This is a genomic window from Gordonia sp. LMA484 (assembly GCF_058129505.1).
Map to the genome: position 1 here is coordinate 1 of NZ_CM176700.1, position 15,308 is coordinate 15,308.

General features: G+C 67.5%; 12 protein-coding genes. 5 read left to right on the plus strand and 7 right to left on the minus strand.

Features of this window, described 5'->3' with window-relative positions:
* Positions 1 to 1,353 carry a hydroxysqualene dehydroxylase gene (locus AC4AMJ_RS00005; RefSeq protein ID WP_489916479.1) on the plus strand — a complete coding sequence of 451 codons (1,353 nt, stop codon included), beginning with the start codon at positions 1 to 3 and terminating at the stop codon, positions 1,351 to 1,353.
* 55 nt (positions 1,354 to 1,408) lie between these two features.
* On the opposite strand, the gene AC4AMJ_RS00010 is transcribed toward AC4AMJ_RS00005, so the two are convergent.
* Genes AC4AMJ_RS00010 through AC4AMJ_RS00020 form a run of 3 tightly spaced genes read right to left on the minus strand, consistent with a single transcriptional unit; the run spans position 1,409 to position 3,757 of the window.
* On the minus strand, positions 1,409 to 1,636 hold the full coding sequence (locus AC4AMJ_RS00010; RefSeq protein WP_489916481.1) for a DUF3263 domain-containing protein: 228 nt from the start codon (positions 1,634 to 1,636) through the stop codon (positions 1,409 to 1,411).
* A 31-nt stretch (positions 1,637 to 1,667) separates the two neighbouring features.
* A complete protein-coding gene (locus AC4AMJ_RS00015) occupies positions 1,668 to 2,351 on the minus strand; it encodes a hypothetical protein (RefSeq protein ID WP_489897618.1) in 684 nt (227 codons plus the stop codon).
* 17 nt (positions 2,352 to 2,368) lie between these two features.
* Positions 2,369 to 3,757, minus strand: a complete 1,389-nt coding sequence (locus AC4AMJ_RS00020) for an L-serine ammonia-lyase (RefSeq protein ID WP_489916483.1) — start codon at positions 3,755 to 3,757, stop codon at positions 2,369 to 2,371.
* A 271-nt stretch (positions 3,758 to 4,028) separates the two neighbouring features.
* Here AC4AMJ_RS00020 and AC4AMJ_RS00025 point away from each other — a divergent pair, with 271 nt between their 5' ends.
* The 4 genes from AC4AMJ_RS00025 (at position 4,029) to fdhD (ending at position 10,386) form a co-directional block, all read left to right on the plus strand.
* Entirely contained in the window at positions 4,029 to 6,077 is a 2,049-nt protein-coding gene (locus tag AC4AMJ_RS00025) for an oxidoreductase (protein WP_489916485.1), read from the plus strand.
* A gap of 61 nt (positions 6,078 to 6,138) precedes the next feature.
* On the plus strand, positions 6,139 to 7,224 hold the full coding sequence (locus AC4AMJ_RS00030) for an S-(hydroxymethyl)mycothiol dehydrogenase (RefSeq protein ID WP_489916487.1): 1,086 nt from the start codon (positions 6,139 to 6,141) through the stop codon (positions 7,222 to 7,224).
* A gap of 34 nt (positions 7,225 to 7,258) precedes the next feature.
* Positions 7,259 to 9,562 (plus strand): FdhF/YdeP family oxidoreductase, encoded by a 2,304-nt coding sequence (locus tag AC4AMJ_RS00035; RefSeq protein WP_489916489.1) that lies wholly within the window; start codon positions 7,259 to 7,261, stop codon positions 9,560 to 9,562.
* On the plus strand, positions 9,562 to 10,386 hold the full coding sequence (gene fdhD, locus AC4AMJ_RS00040) for a formate dehydrogenase accessory sulfurtransferase FdhD (protein WP_489916491.1): 825 nt from the start codon (positions 9,562 to 9,564) through the stop codon (positions 10,384 to 10,386). Before AC4AMJ_RS00035 ends, fdhD begins: the two co-directional genes overlap by 1 nt.
* Before the next feature lie 441 nt (positions 10,387 to 10,827).
* On the opposite strand, the gene AC4AMJ_RS00045 is transcribed toward fdhD, so the two are convergent.
* The 4 genes from AC4AMJ_RS00045 to AC4AMJ_RS00060 form a co-directional block, all read right to left on the minus strand.
* Complete coding sequence (locus AC4AMJ_RS00045) at positions 10,828 to 11,493, minus strand: GntR family transcriptional regulator (protein ID WP_489916493.1); 666 nt, start codon at positions 11,491 to 11,493, stop codon at positions 10,828 to 10,830.
* A gap of 95 nt (positions 11,494 to 11,588) precedes the next feature.
* Positions 11,589 to 12,182 carry a sarcosine oxidase subunit gamma gene (locus AC4AMJ_RS00050; protein ID WP_489916495.1) on the minus strand — a complete coding sequence of 198 codons (594 nt, stop codon included), beginning with the start codon at positions 12,180 to 12,182 and terminating at the stop codon, positions 11,589 to 11,591.
* Positions 12,175 to 15,024, minus strand: coding sequence for a 2Fe-2S iron-sulfur cluster-binding protein (locus tag AC4AMJ_RS00055; protein WP_489916497.1), 2,850 nt, complete (start codon positions 15,022 to 15,024; stop codon positions 12,175 to 12,177). The genes AC4AMJ_RS00050 and AC4AMJ_RS00055 overlap by 8 nt, the downstream gene beginning before the upstream one ends.
* Positions 15,021 to 15,299 carry a sarcosine oxidase subunit delta gene (locus AC4AMJ_RS00060; protein WP_489897609.1) on the minus strand — a complete coding sequence of 93 codons (279 nt, stop codon included), beginning with the start codon at positions 15,297 to 15,299 and terminating at the stop codon, positions 15,021 to 15,023. The genes AC4AMJ_RS00055 and AC4AMJ_RS00060 overlap by 4 nt, the downstream gene beginning before the upstream one ends.
* Positions 15,300 to 15,308 lie beyond the last annotated feature (9 nt).

The window sequence follows — 15,308 nt, forward strand, 5'->3', positions numbered from 1 at the left end:
ATGCATTGTGTGGTCGTGGGTGGGGGACTGGCCGGAATGGCCTCGGCGGTGTGGCTCGCGGAGGCGGGCCAACGGGTCACCGTGCTGGAACGTCGCGGATCGCTGGGCGGACGTACCATCGCGATGCCGCTGGCCGCGGTCGACGATGTCCCCGACAACGGTCAGCACGTCTTCGCCAGCGGGTACGAGCACTTGATGCGATATCTGGACAGCGTCGGCACCCGCGAGCACGTGCGTTTCCCCGGCCAGATGACGGTGCGGATGCCCGGGGGAGCGTCGCGGCGGTCGTCCTTCGGCGGGGTGACGGGTGTGCGTGCGGCGGTCGGTGATCTGCCCGGTGTCCGCGGTCTGGACCGGCTGCGCACGGCTCGCGCGCAGGCAACGCTGATCCGGCAGGCGCTCCGTCAGCCCGCGTGGCTCGACGACATCACCGCCGACGAATGGTTCCGCCGCATCGGGATGCCGCAGTCGGCGCGGGACGCGCTGTGGGACGGCATCGTCATCGGTCTGACCGGTGACAAGCCCGACATCTCGTCGGCGAAGGTGCCGGCCGATCTGCTCGTCACCGGTATCCGGCGCGCGCGTGAGACCCGAACACCGATCTCGATCGGATACCCGACCGTCGACCTCGACACGTTGTTCGTCGACGGGGCGGAGAAGGTGTTCGCCGATTCCGGGGTGCAGGTGCGGCACCGGGCGGTGGTGGCCTCGATCGACGTCGCCGACGATCAAGTCTCCGGAGTCACACTTGCCGATGGGGAACGGATCGCCGCCGACGCGGTCATCTGCGCGGTACCGGTGTGGAACGTGACCGGCATGCTCGACCAGGTGCCGGGCCACGAAGAGATCTACGCGGCGGCCGAGCAATTGACCCCGGTACCCATCGTGAGCGTGAACCTCTATCTCGACCGGTCCATCGGCATGACGGACTGGGGCGAGATCCTGCACGGCGGTGAGGGTGTGCTCGAACAGGTCTGGGACCGCCAGCGCATGCACGGCCGCGACGCGTCACGACATCACCTCTACTCGACGACCGTTTCCGCCGCCTACGAGCTGACACACAAGCGGAATGACGAGATCACCGCCATCCAGATGGATATGCTGCGGCGGTACTACCCCGCAGCCGCCGACGCCGAGGTCATCCACAGCCATGTGGTGCGCATGCCGAAATCGACGTTCGCGCAACGACCGGGTACGGCAGGTGTCCGGCCCGATCAACGCACCGCCGTGCGTGGGCTCGCGCTGGCCGGTGACTGGACCCGCACCGACTGGACCACGACGATGGAGGGTGCTGCGCAGAGTGCTGCGCGTGCCGTCGAGGTCATTCTGGAGCACGTAGGACAGTCACGCTGATGGTGGAACCCGCGACGCGCGTTGCGCGAGTTCCGGCAGAAGATCGCCGCAAGACTCAGGTGCCGAGCCAACGCCGATGTCGCGACACCCGGCGCGTACGTGCGATCGACCGACTCGAGACATGCTGCGGGGGTTGGGTGTCGAGGATGTGATGGACCTGTGCGAAGAACTCGCAGGGCTCGACTCCGAACCGGGCGCGGATCTCCTCGGCCGACCCTCCGCCGAGACTGCTCCACGTCATCGCAAAGCTCAGCACGTCGTCATCGCTGTGCGTACGGGTCATCGATCGTCCTTCCGTCTCGTCGCTGCCGGGATCACCGACAGGTGGCCACGGCTTCGGAGACCTGACGCCACGGGGCGGTGAGGATGTCGAAGTCGTTCTGGGAGAACAAGCCGTGGCCGACCAGGTCGCCGACGCTCAGGGCCGCGGCGACATCACGCACGGCGAGCACGACCTCCCGCGCCGCCGGATCCTCGATCCGCAGCGGCGAGGTGTCGACATAGCGGGGCTCCCACGCGGCCGCCTGGGCGCGGTACCACTGGTCGACCCGCCCGAACTCCCAGGCGATCTCGCGCGCATGTAGCCAGGCGCCGAGACGTCGGTGACTGTCCGTGGCGGTGGGCACCTTCGCGGTGCCGTTGTCGTGCAGGAGGTCGGAGACCCGGAAGGCATGGCTGGTGACCGCCCGGAAGTTGGGCCCGAACGCGTACTCGAGTTCACTCTCGGACACCACGAACCGGTCGAGAACGTCTCGGACGTCTTCGACCGTGTCGAGACGGACATCGTTCGATCCGGGGAGAAACGGGGACAGCAACTGGAACACGACGAAGGCGGAGCCCCGGTCGGCGGCACACCGGAGCAGCACGTCGAGTGCGCCGGTGTGGACTCCGCTGCCGAAGATCGTGCGGCGTGGTGCAGGCGTCCTGCGGAGGAACGCCGCGGCTGCCGACGGCACCGGTGCCAGTCGCGCGATCAGGTCGTGGTCGGTCAGGGTCATCTCTACCTCCGTGTCCGTCAGCATTCGACGAAGTTGACCGGGACATTGACCGCCAGCCCACCGGTGGAGGTCTCCTTGTACTTGGTGTGCATGTCGGCGCCGGTCGTACGCATCGTCTCGATGACCTGATCCAGGCTGACGCGATGAGTCCCGTCGCCGCGAAGGGCCATCCGGGCCGCGTTGATCGCCTTGCCCGCCGAGATTGCGTTCCGCTCGATACACGGGATCTGGACGAGGCCTCCGATCGGATCGCAGGTCAGCCCGAGACTGTGCTCCATGGCGATCTCCGCGGCGTTCTCCACCTGCTCAGGGGTTCCGCCGAGTATTTCGGCGAGTCCTGCGGCGGCCATCGATGCGGCCGAACCGACCTCGCCCTGGCAGCCGACCTCGGCGCCCGAGATCGACGCCCGCTGCTTGTAGAGCGAGCCGATGGCGCCGGCGGTCAACAGGAACCGGATCGCGGTGCTGTCTGGGTCGTCGCGCCCTGTCGGCGTGTAGTGCAACGCGTAATGCAGTACGGCGGGGACGATACCGGCGGCACCGTTGGTGGGAGCGGTGACGATCCGACCGCCCGAGGCGTTCTCCTCGTTGACCGCGAGTGCGACGAGATTGACCCAGTCCTCGGCGAACTCGGGTCGACGGTCCGGGTCCTCGGCGTCGAGGCGTTCGAACCAGTCCTTCGCCCGGCGCTTCACCCGCAGGGCACCGGGCAGGTAGCCGTCTCGGGCGATGCCACGGTTCTCGCATTCGACCATCACGTCACGGATGTGGAGCAGACGGTCGTGGATCTCGGCCGTCGTTCGTAGGTCACGCTCGAGCGACATCATCACGTCGCTGATGCTGCAGTGGTCACGATCGCACATCTCCAGCAGTTGCTTGCCCGAGTCGAAACCGCGATCGCCGCGTGGGGCGTCGTCGCCCTCGGTCGCACGGCTCTCCGTCTCGGTCACCACGAATCCGCCGCCGACCGAGAAGTACGTCTCACGGTGTAGCTCCACGCGTCCGACCCCGTATGCCGTGATCGTCATCGCATTGGGGTGGAACGGCAGGACCGTCAGCGGACGCAGGACCATGTGGTCCTCGCCGTAGCGGATCTCGCGCACCCCGGCGAGCCTGATGGTGCCGGTTTCGCGCATCGCGTCGATGCGCGCTTCCATCTCGTCGGTGCGGATCTCCTCGGGCCGGTGGCCTTCGAGTCCGAGGAGGATGGCGGTCATCGTTCCGTGGCCGGCGCCGGTGGCTGCGAGCGAGCCGAAGAGATCGACGCGGATGCCCAGCAGATCATCGACCGCGCCGATGGTCTGCAGGTCCGCGACGAAGCGCGACGCCGCGCGCATCGGCCCGACGGTATGAGAACTCGATGGGCCGATGCCGACGGAGAAGAGGTCGAAGACGCTGACGGTCATACCGCCTCCTGTCCCGGTCGGATGGTGAGGGTGTGCACGATCATCCCCTTCGTCTCGACAGCTGAAGACTTATTGATCACCAAGTGATATATAAGTTGTGGGTCTGAACGGTAGAGTACCCGGGGACGCAGGTCAAGGGGTCCGGGACGCTCGACGGCGAGGTCGGATTTTGTGGTCCACAACCCTTGACCGCCAGGCTCCACGTGACATACATTTCCGGCAACATGATGTGTTAGAGAACGCATCAAATATTTCAGAGGGTCTAATCGGAATGTCACAACAGCTCATCGATCCGCTGCTTCAGCCGTTTCGCCTGAAGAATGTCACCCTGCGCAATCGCGTGGTCAGCACCTCGCACGAACCGTCGTACACCGAGGACGGGATGCCCAAGCGGCGCTACCGCCTCTATCACGAGGAGAAGGCGAAGGGCGGCATCGGGCTGACCATGATGGGCGGATCGGCCGTGGTTGCCCCCGACAGCCCCGCGGCATTCGGAAACCTGCATCTCTACAAGGACGAGATCGTGCCCTGGCTGCGGGAACTCGCCTACGGGGTGCACGAGCACGGCGCCGCTGTCATGTGTCAGGTCACCCACCTGGGCCGGCGCACAAGCAACTACGACGGGGACTGGCTACCGGTCATCGCACCCTCGCCGCTCAAGGAACCCGCGCATCGCTCGTTCCCGAAGGCGGCCGAGGAGTGGGATCTCGACCGCGTCGTAAAGGCCTACGCCGATGCGACCGCACGATGCCGCGAGGCCGGACTCGACGGCATCGAACTCGAGGCCTATACCCATCTGCTGGATTCGTTCTGGTCGCCGCTGACCAACCAGCGCGACGACGAGTACGGCATCGGCAGCCTCGAGGACCGGCTGCGCTTCCCGCTGCGGGTGATCCGCGCGGTCCGCGAGGCGGCGGGCCCGGACTTCGCCGTGGGCATCCGGATGTCGCTCGACGAGGACGAGCCCGGCGGGCTGCAGTGGGACGAGGGGCTCACCATCGCCAAGCGCGTCGTCGACGAGGGTATCGACTTCATCAGCGTCATCAAGGGATACATGGCCGGCGACGAGGCGCTCTCGCGGGTCATCCCGCCGATGGGTACGCCCGTGGCCCCGCACCTCGACTTCGCCGCCCAGGTCAAGCGCGAGGTGTCCGTGCCGGTGATGCACGCGTCCCGGATCAACGACGTGGCCACCGCGCGGCATGCCATCCGCGACGGCCTGATCGATCTCGTCGGCATGACCCGCGCACATATCGCCGACCCGCACATCGTCGCGAAGATCCAAGGCGGAGAAGAGGATCGTATCCGTCCCTGCGTCGGCGCGAGCTACTGCCTGGACGAGATCTACCAGAACCGCGACGCCAAGTGCGTGCACAATCCGTCGACCGGCCGTGAGGATCGGCTGCCTCATGAGGTACCGGCCGCCGACGGCCCGGCCCGGACCGCAGTCGTGGTCGGTGCCGGACCCGCCGGCCTGGAGGCCGCCCGCGTGCTCGGCGAACGTGGCCATCGGGTGGTTGTCTTCGAGGCCGCCGACGCGCCGGGCGGGCAGATCCGGCTGGCCTCCTCGGCCCCCCGGCGCCGCGACCTCATCAGCATCGTCGAATGGCGGCTCGACGAGTGCAAACGACTCGGTGTGGACATCCGCACCAGCGTGTACGCCGACGCCGCCGACATCCTCGCCGAGAATCCCGAGATCGTGGTGATCGCCACGGGTGGCGTGCCGGACACCCAATTCCTCACCGAGGGTGACGGTCTCGTCTCCGACGGGTGGGACGTGCTGTGTGGCGCGGTACGCCCGAAGGGAGAGGTCCTCTTCTTCGACGACAACGGTGGGCACCCGGGTCTGGATGCCGCCGAGGTGTTGGCGCGCAGTGGTGTGCAGGTCGAGTTCGTCACGCCGGAGCGGACTCTCGCACCAGACGTCGGCGGTGTCAACTATCCCGGCTACTTCAAGGTGTTCGCCGAGCACGATGTGCGGGTGACCCTCAACGAGCGGCTGACCGCGGTGCGCCGCAAGGACGGATGTCTCGAGGTGGACCTGTACAACGAGTACGCCCACGCGACGCGTCATCGCATCGTCGATCAGGTGGTCGTCGAACACGGCACGCTTCCGCTCGACGACATCTACTTCGAACTCGTCGCGGGATCGACCAACCTCGGCGAGGTGGATCAGCAGGCGCTGCTCGATCTGCGGCCGCAGGCGGTCGACAGGAACCCGCAGGGTACTTATCAGCTGTTCCGGATCGGGGACGCGGTCGCCAGCCGCAACATCCACGCCGCCGTCTACGACGCGTTCCGGCTCTGCCTGGTGCTCTGAGCACCAACCGATCTCCGCTCCACCATCCCCACACGCAAGCATCACCCCAAGGAGTTCTGCCATGTCACAACAGGTTCGCGGTGTCATCGCCCGGTCGGCGAAAGCCCCGGTCGAGGTCGCGATGATCACCGTTCCCGATCCGGGGCCGGGTGAGGTCGTCGTCGCGGTGCAGGCCTGCGGGGTCTGCCACACCGACCTCACCTATCGCGAGGGCGGCATCAACGACGAGTTCCCGTTCCTGCTCGGCCACGAGGCCGCCGGGCTCGTCGAGCAGGTCGGCGAGGGTGTCGACTCGGTGGCCGTCGGGGACTTCGTCGTGCTCAACTGGCGCGCGGTGTGCGGCCAGTGCCGCGCTTGCCGCCGCGGCCGAGGCCAGTACTGCTTCGACACCCACAACGCGAAACAGAAGATGACCCTCGACGACGGCACCGAACTCACGCCCGCACTCGGCATCGGCGCGTTCGCGGAGAAGACGCTGGTGCATGCCGGACAGTGCACCAAGGTCGACTCCACCGCCGATCCGGCCGTCGCCGGGCTACTCGGCTGTGGTGTGATGGCCGGTCTGGGCGCCGCGGTCAACACCGGCAACGTCTCCCGTGGCGACTCGGTGGCCGTCATCGGCTGCGGCGGGGTGGGTGACGCCGCGATCATGGGTGCGCATCTGGCGGGTGCGACGACGATCATCGCGATCGACCGTGATGCGCGAAAGTTGCAGTGGGCCAGAGACCTCGGCGCCACCCACACGGTGAATGCCGCCGAGGTGAACACCGTCGAGGCGGTGCAGGAACTGACCGGCGGATTCGGCGCCGACGTGGTCATCGACGCCGTGGGTCGACCCGAGACCTGGCGTCAGGCGTTCTACGCCCGTGACCTCGCGGGTACGGTCGTGCTGGTCGGTGTGCCCACGCCCGATCTGACCCTGGAGATGCCTCTGATCGACTTCTTCTCCCACGGTGGAGCACTCAAGTCGTCGTGGTACGGCGACTGTTTACCCGAGCGTGACTTCCCGATGCTGATCGACCTGCACCAGCAGGGTCGGCTTCCGCTGGACCGTTTCGTCACCGAGCGCATCAAGCTCGACGAGGTCGAAGAGGCGTTCCACACCATGCACAACGGTGAGGTGCTGCGGTCAGTGGTCGTGTTGTGATCCGGTTCGGGCGGGCGGCGAGGACCCTGACGTCGTGAAGTCATCCGACAGATACGAGTTCGACGAAGACGAGGTCGTCGTCACCCACGAGAAGTCCTATGCTGCGGGCGTTCCCGCGGTGATGGTATCGCTGCGGCGCGGCCTCGAGCAGATGGGGCCGGTGCGCACTGCGCGCACCCTGGCACGGCTGAACCAGCGCAACGGTTTCGACTGTCCGGGCTGTGCGTGGCCGGAGACCCCGGGTCATCGCAAGCACGCGGAGTTCTGTGAGAACGGTGCCAAAGCGGTCGCCGAGGAGGCCACCACCCGTCGTGTCGGCCCGGACTTCTTCGCCGCGCACCCGGTGTCGGAGTTGTTGGGCCGCACCGACTACTGGCTCGGGCAGCAGGGCAGGCTCACCCACCCGATGGTGTTGCGCCCGGGTGCCGACAACTACGAGCCGATCGGCTGGGACGAGGCCTTCGGTCTGATCGCCGACGAGTTACACGCTCTCGACACGCCGGACGAAGCCGCCTTCTACACCTCGGGCCGCACCTCCAACGAGGCGGCGTTTGTCTATCAGCTGATGATCCGCGCCTTCGGCACGAACAACATGCCCGACTGCTCCAACATGTGTCATGAGTCGTCGGGCACCGCGCTGGTCGACAGCATCGGCATCGGTAAGGGCTCGGTCTCGGTGCCCGACCTCGAGAACGCCGATCTGATTCTGATCGCGGGGCAGAACCCGGGGACCAACCACCCCCGAATGCTGTCGGTGCTGGAGAAGGCGAAGGCCAACGGCGCCAAGGTCATTGCGATCAATCCGCTGCCCGAGGCCGGGCTGCTGCGATTCAAGGACCCGCAGAAGGTCCATGGCGTCATCGGCGACGGCGTGCAGATCGCCGACGAGCTGCTGCAGATCCGCATCGGCGGCGATCAAGCACTGTTCCAGGGTCTGGCCAAACTACTGCTCGAGGCAGAGGATGCCGCGCCCGGAACCGTGCTCGACCACGCCTTCATCACCGACCACTGCGCCGGATTCGAGGCATTCGCCGACCACATACGGCAGGTCGACTTGGACGTGGTCGCCGAGGCGACCGGGCTGACCCGGGCGCAACTCGATCAGACGGCCGCGACGATGCTCGACTCGACCAAGACGATCATCTGCTGGGCGATGGGTCTGACCCAACAGACCCACGGCGTGGCGACGATCCAGGACGCGACGAGTCTGCTGCTGCTGCAAGGCATGATGGGCAAACCGGGTGCGGGTGTGTGCCCGGTTCGCGGCCACTCCAACGTCCAGGGCGATCGCACGATGGGTATCTGGGAGAAGATGCCCGAGTCCTTCCTCACGGCGCTGGACGCCGAGTTCGGGATCACCAGCCCACGGCGCCACGGTTACGACGCGGTGGACGCGATCCGGGCGATGCGCGACGGCCGGGTCGGTGTGTTCATGGCGATGGGCGGGAACTTCGTGTCCGCGACACCGGACACCGAACTGACCGAAGCGGCTCTGCGCCGCTGCTCGCTCACCGTGCAGGTGTCCACCAAACTCAACCGTTCTCATCTCGTCACCGGCCGCACCGGGCTCATCCTGCCCACCCTCGGGCGCACCGACAAGGACGTCGTCGACGGGCGCAAACAGCTGGTCACCGTCGAGGACTCCATGTCGGTGGTGCACCTGTCCCGCGGCGGGTTGACGCCCGCGAGCGACCAGCTGCGCAGCGAGGTCGCCATCGTCTGCGGTCTCGCGCAAGCCCTGTTCGGGCCCGACCATCGCGTCCCGTGGCAGGCCTTCGCCGGTGACTACGACCGCATCCGCGACTCGATCGCGCGGGTGGTACCGGGATTCGCCGACTTCAACACCCGGGTCCGGCAACCGGACGGATTCGTGCTGCCACATCCGCCCCGCGACGAACGACGGTTCGACACAGCCAGCGGCAAGGCGAACTTCTTCGTCAACGAGCTGTACCGGATCACCGTGCCGCCGGGGCGCCTTGTCCTGCAGACGATGCGCAGCCACGACCAGTACAACACCACGATCTACGGACTCGACGATCGCTACCGCGGCGTCAAGGGTGGCCGTCGTGTGGTCTTCGCCCACGCCGACGACATCACCGACCTCGGGTTCCGCCCCGACGACCGGGTCGATCTGGTGTCGGAGTGGCCCCTCGCGGACGGGACGGTGCAGGAACGGCGTGCCGAGGACTTCCGGCTCGTGCCGTATCCCACCCCACGCGGCAATGCCGCCGCCTACTATCCCGAGACCAATCCGCTCATCCCGCTCGATCACGTTGCCCGCGAGTCGAACACCCCGGTGTCCAAGGCCGTGACGATCCGCCTGGAACGTCGGTCCTGATGGGCCGGGTCACCACCCGCACCCGGGTGACCCGGCTCGATGTCGGCCGCACCATCCTTCGGCCCGACACCGTCGCCGTGGAGGAACCGCTGGAGATCCGGGTCGCCGGGCGTCCTCTCGCGGTGACGATGCGGACGCCGGGCTCAGATGTCGAGCTGGCACAGGGATTCCTGCTGACCGAGGCACTCATCGGCGGCCGCGACGACATCGTGTCGGTGCGGTACTGCAACAGTCGCGGTCCGGACGGGGTCAACACCTACAACGTACTCGACGTCGACCTCGCGCCTGGAATCGTGCTGCCGGACAACGGAATCGACCGCAATTTCTACACGACGTCCTCGTGTGGTGTGTGCGGCAAGGCGTCGCTCGAGTCCATCCGGCAGCGCACCCGTCACGATCCCGCATCCGATCCTGTCGAGGTCGAGCGGGCGACGCTGACGGGGATGCCGGACACGTTGCGCGCGGCGCAGAAGGTGTTCGACTCGACCGGCGGCCTGCATGCCGCGGGCCTGTTCACGGTGGACGGTGAACTTCTCGTGCTGCGAGAGGACGTCGGGCGTCACAACGCGGTGGACAAGGTCATCGGCTGGGCCATCGAGCACGGACGGGTCCCCCTTGCCGGGACGGTGCTGCTGGTCAGTGGTCGCGCCTCGTTCGAACTGGCGCAGAAGGCGGTCATGGCCGGTATTCCGATTCTTGCCGCGGTCTCGGCGCCGTCGTCGCTGGCCGTGGAGCTGGCCGCCGAGGCCGGCCTGACGCTGGTGGGATTCCTTCGCGGACCGACGATGAACATCTACGCCCACCCCGGCCGCATCCGCTCGTGAGCAGTTCGTCCCCGCTTGCTGTTGAGTGGGGGTTTCTGTCCGGTGGTCGAGTAGTCCGAGCCCCCTGGGGCGAGGGCGTATCGAGACCTGGTGACTGGTGCACCTCAACGGGTCTCGATACGCTGTCTCGCTGCCGCTCGCCGGCTACTCGACCGGCGGAAAACCACTGTCGCTCTATCGTCGGCGAGCAGTTCGTCCCGGTTGCTGTTGAGTGGGGGTTTCTGTCCGGTGGTCGAGTAGTCCGAGCCCCCTGGGGCGAGGGCGTATCGAGACCTGGTGACTGGTGCACCTCAATGGGTCTCGATACGCCGTCTCGCTGTCGCTCGCCGGCTACTCGACCAGCGGAAAACCACTGCCGCTCTGGCTCATTGTGCGGATCGGATTTCTGTGTGGACCGGCGATGGCATCTCGCATCGTCGGCGAGCAGTTCGTCCCCGCTTGCTAGAACATCGTGCGGATGCCGTCCTCGAACTCGCGCACGTGTGATTCGGCGAGGGTGCGGGCCCGGGCGCCGTCGCGGTCGAGGATCGCCTGGAGCACCTCGGTCTGACCGTGGACGTGGTGGTTCAGGTCGGGGAGGCGTTCCCGGGCGAGGTTCCACATGCGGACCGACAGATCCAGACTCTGGGTGAGACTGTCGAGCAGATAAGGATTGTGCGACATCCGATGGATCGCCCGGTGGACGTCGACGTCGATCTCGAGCAGCACCGCAGGGTCGTCGCAGGAATCGACCTTGTCGAGCAATGCCTGGAGTTCGGTGCGTTCCTCATAGGTCGCCGCCGTGGCCGCGCGCTCCGCGGCGAGCCCCTCGAGTCGCTCGCGCATGTCGCAGATCGCTTCGAGGTCGGCCAGGTGGAGGTCGGCGGCGTAGCTGCCGCTACGCGGGTAGATGACGACCAGCCGCCCGTACGCGAGGCGTTTGATCGCCTCCCGTACGGGTGTCCGGCCGAACCCGAGTTCGGCTGCGAGCTGCTCCTCCTCGATCGGCGCGCCCGGAGGTATTTCCAACGAGACGATCTTGTCCCGAATGGCCTCGAAGGCCTGGTCGGAGAGCAATCGTCCGCTCGCGGTCTGCCGGTCCGCAGCGCGTGGGGCGCGCACAGCCACGTCGATCACCTTCCTGGCGGATATACGACATCACCCAACTGAGATGTCAGCTCCCTTTGACCGTACATCAGATCCGGGTGTGGACGGCACTGCCGTCACCACTCGACGCCGAACTCCTCGGTGGCGTCGAGCAACCATTCCGCCAGGTAGCCGGCGAACGACGACCGGACGATGATCCGGTAGTCGGTTGCCGACTCGTCTCCGGGGATCAGGACCACGCCGGCCAGGGCGAGCGTGGTCTGCGCCGCAGAGCCCCGCCCGAACACGCTCGGGTGCAGGTCCAGGGAGCAGCCCTTGGCCAGCACATCCCGTGCGTGAGTCCCGCTGAGCCGGACGACCGTGCGCTGCGCCGAGACGTCCACAGCGGCGCCGCCCTGAGCGGCGACCGCATTGCGCAGCCGCGCCTCGAGGTCTTCACCGTCCAGGCTGGTCGAGATGATCAGCCACTCCTGCGGTCCCATCCAGATGACCTCGACGGCGTCGCCGGCGACCACGGTCGACGGCGTCTGCGGGAGTGCGTCGACGCCGAGCACCGACGCGGCAGCGGTACCGCCGTCCCCGGTGGGGTCCACCCACAAGTCGACCATGGTGACGAACGGCTCTTCGGCGATGCCGACGGAGTCGGGCAGCGCAGCGAATCGAGAGTGCCAGGCCTGCAACGGGCTCCGGCGGGTCAGTGTGTCAGCCATCGCGGCGTGCTCCTTCGGGGTCGACGAGGACGGTGCCGGTGACCTCCACCGGGACCAGGGTTCCGTCCACGGGGACGTGAACGGTGTCGCCGATACGGTCGCGGCCGCCCTTGAGCAGGGCCAGGCCGAACGGGCGACCGAGTTCGGCACTCCGATAGCTCGAGGTGACGTGGCCGAGCATCGGTACCGGCACGGGCGGCAACGCCCCGTCCTCGCCGGGCTCGATGATCTGCGAGCCCTCGGGCAGGACGGTCTCGGCGTCGAGCGGCAGGAGCCCGACGAACTGCTTGCGCAGGGGGTTGAGGTTCTCGCTCCTCGTGAACGAGCGCTTGCCGATGAAGTCGGTCTTCTTCTTCGACACCACCCAGTTCATCCCGAGATCCTGCGGCGTGACCGTGCCGTCGGTGTCCTGGCCGATGATCGGGTACCCCTTCTCGGCTCGCAGTACGTGCATGGTCTCGGTGCCGTACGGGGTGATCCCGTGGCGTTCACCGGCGGCGATGAGGCGTTCCCACACCTGCGTCGCGTACCACCCCATGACGTTGACCTCGTAGGCCAGTTCGCCGGAGAAGCTCACCCGGCCGACGCGGACGTGCACGCCGTCGAGAGTCGTGTCGCGCCAGGCCATGAACGGAAACGCCTCGTTGCTGACGTCGAGGTCACCGAAGACCGCGCCCACCACATCACGCGACCGCGGGCCGACGACAGGGAAGGTGTGCCACTGCTCGGTCACCGAGGTGAGCCGCACCTTCAGATGCGGCCACTCGGTCTGCAGCCACTCCTCCATCCAGTCCAGGATGTGCGCCGCACCGCCGGTCGTCGTGAAGACCTGGAAGCGGTCCTCCGCCAGGCGCATCACGGTGCCGTCGTCGATCACCATCCCGTCGACACCACACATCACGCCGTAGCGGATCATGCCGACCTTCAGCGTGCTCATCATGTTGGTGTAGAGCATGTCGAGGAACTCGCCGGAATCCGGGCCCTGCACATCGATCTTGCCCAGTGTCGAGCCGTCGAGGATGCCGACGGACCCACGTACGGCGGCACATTCGCGCAGCACGGCGTCGTCCATCTCTTCGCCGGGCAGCGGATAGAAGCGGGGTCGCTTCCACTGGCCGACGTCCTCGAAGACCGCGCCGCGGGCCACGTGCCACTCGTGCACCGCGGTGACCCGTTCCGGATCGAACAGGCTGCCTCGGCTGCGCCCGGCCAGAGCGGCGAACGCAACGGGCGTGTACGGCGGGCGGAAGGTGGTGGTGCCCAACGCCTGGACCGGTTCGCCGAGTAATTCCGCAGTGATCCCGGACGCGATGATGCCCGAGGTCTTGCCCTGATCGTGTGCCGTGCCGATCGTGGTGTAGCGCTTGATGTGTTCGACGGACCGCATTCCGGCGCCGATCGCGCGGGCGATGTCGGCGACGGTCGCGTCGCGCTGCACGTCGACGAACTGGGTGTCGGTGCCCTTCTCGTCGGGCACCCGCCACATGACCAGGGCAGGGCTGGCAGCGGTCGCCGGGTCGGCTTCGCCGGGCAGCGTTGTCGACCGCGCGGCGCGGCCCAGCGCCACCAGCACCTCCGTGGCCTTCTCCCGTCCGTTGCGGATGCAGCCGGGAAGGTCGAAGACGCCTGCGGCCGAACCGGTCACACTGATGCCGTCGAGATCGTCGCCGGGCAGGAACGCGCCGAGGGTGTCGTCGTAGCGCAGCGCGCCACGCGCCTGACTGAACAGATGGACGGCCGGATTCCAGCCGCCGCTGACCAGCAGGGTGTCGCAGGCCAGCACCGGCGAGCCGGGCGAGCCCGAGACCAGCGCGTGGCTGACCCGGCCGTTGCCGCGGGTGCCGTGCACCACGGAGCCCGCGCGCACGGCGATCCCACGCGTGTCGCAGCCGTCGACCAGATGCGCGGGTACCTGCGTACGGGCCTCGACGACCGCGTTGATCCGCACGCCGGCGTCGTGCAGGTCGAACGCCGCGCGGTAGGCGCTGTCGTTGGTCGTGAAGACCACCGCCTGTTCACCGACCCGCACGCCGTAGCGATGCAGGAACGTGCGTGCGCTGTGGGCGAGCATGATCCCGGGACGGTCGTTGTCGCTGAAGACCACCGGACGCTCGTGCGCTCCGGCGGCGACGATGATGTGCCGGGCGCGGATTCGCCACACCCGCTGTCGGCTCACCGCGGCGGGTGCCTCGTTGCCGAGATGGTCGGTGCGTCGCTGGACCGCGAGCACAAAGCCGTCGTCGTAGAGTCCGAACGCGGTGGTGCGCTGCAGGTGCACAACATCGGGATAGCTGGCGAGTTCGGCCACCGCATCGGCCACCCAGTCCAGTGCAGGTCGTCCGTCGATCAGGTCGTCGGAGCCGAGCAGCGCGCCGCCGGCCTCGGACTGCTCGTCGATCAGCGCGACCCGGGCCCCGCTGCGTGCGGCGGTCAACGCTGCGGCAAGTCCGGCGGGGCCGGCGCCGGCGATCAGGACGTCGGCGTGCACGTGCGTTGCGTCGTAGCGGGCGTTATCGGGGATCTCCGCCAGCCGACCCTGCCCCGGAATACCCCGTGCGACAAGGCCGTCGAAGAGCTCCACGGTGGTGGCGAGCAGCATCGGCTCGGGGAACGGGGCCTCGATCTGGACCAGGCCGCCGGTGTCCTCGGCCCAGGCGGCGGTGATGCCGCGCGGACGGCCCAGCTTGATGCTGGTGGTGACCTGGTGCAGCCCGTGGGCCAGCAGGGCCGAGGCCAGCGTGTCGCCGGGGTGTCCGGTCAGTTCCCGGTCACCGAAGGTGAAGCGCAGGGTGGTGTCACGGTCGACACGACCACCGCGGGGGGTACGGAAGGATGTGTTCATGAGGTCGCCGGCTTCTGCTCGTCGAGGCGGTACACGCCGTGGAATCGGTAGGTGGCGGTGTCACGCAGTGCGTTGAACCAGCGGCGGCAGCCGGCGCTGTGGCTCCACCGTTCGGCGAAGACACCCTTGGGGTTGTTGCGGAAGAAGACGAAGTGCGCCCACTGTTCGTCGCTCAGTGCCGCCGGGTCCTCCGGGTAGGCGATGTGTGCCTCTCCGCCGTAGTGGAACTCGGTCTCCTCGCGTGGTCCGCACCACGGGCATTCGATGAGTTGCATGTGCTCGCT

Coding starts and splice junctions, on each gene's coding strand:
- AC4AMJ_RS00005 (WP_489916479.1), top strand. CDS start 1: ATGCATTGTGTGGTCGTGGGTGGGGGACTGGCCGGAATGGCCTCGGCG.
- AC4AMJ_RS00010 (WP_489916481.1), bottom strand. CDS start 1,636: ATGACCCGTACGCACAGCGATGACGACGTGCTGAGCTTTGCGATGACG.
- AC4AMJ_RS00015 (WP_489897618.1), bottom strand. CDS start 2,351: ATGACCCTGACCGACCACGACCTGATCGCGCGACTGGCACCGGTGCCG.
- AC4AMJ_RS00020 (WP_489916483.1), bottom strand. CDS start 3,757: ATGACCGTCAGCGTCTTCGACCTCTTCTCCGTCGGCATCGGCCCATCG.
- AC4AMJ_RS00025 (WP_489916485.1), top strand. CDS start 4,029: ATGTCACAACAGCTCATCGATCCGCTGCTTCAGCCGTTTCGCCTGAAG.
- AC4AMJ_RS00030 (WP_489916487.1), top strand. CDS start 6,139: ATGTCACAACAGGTTCGCGGTGTCATCGCCCGGTCGGCGAAAGCCCCG.
- fdhD (WP_489916491.1), top strand. CDS start 9,562: ATGGGCCGGGTCACCACCCGCACCCGGGTGACCCGGCTCGATGTCGGC.
- AC4AMJ_RS00050 (WP_489916495.1), bottom strand. CDS start 12,182: ATGGCTGACACACTGACCCGCCGGAGCCCGTTGCAGGCCTGGCACTCT.
- AC4AMJ_RS00055 (WP_489916497.1), bottom strand. CDS start 15,024: ATGAACACATCCTTCCGTACCCCCCGCGGTGGTCGTGTCGACCGTGAC.
- AC4AMJ_RS00060 (WP_489897609.1), bottom strand. CDS start 15,299: ATGCAACTCATCGAATGCCCGTGGTGCGGACCACGCGAGGAGACCGAG.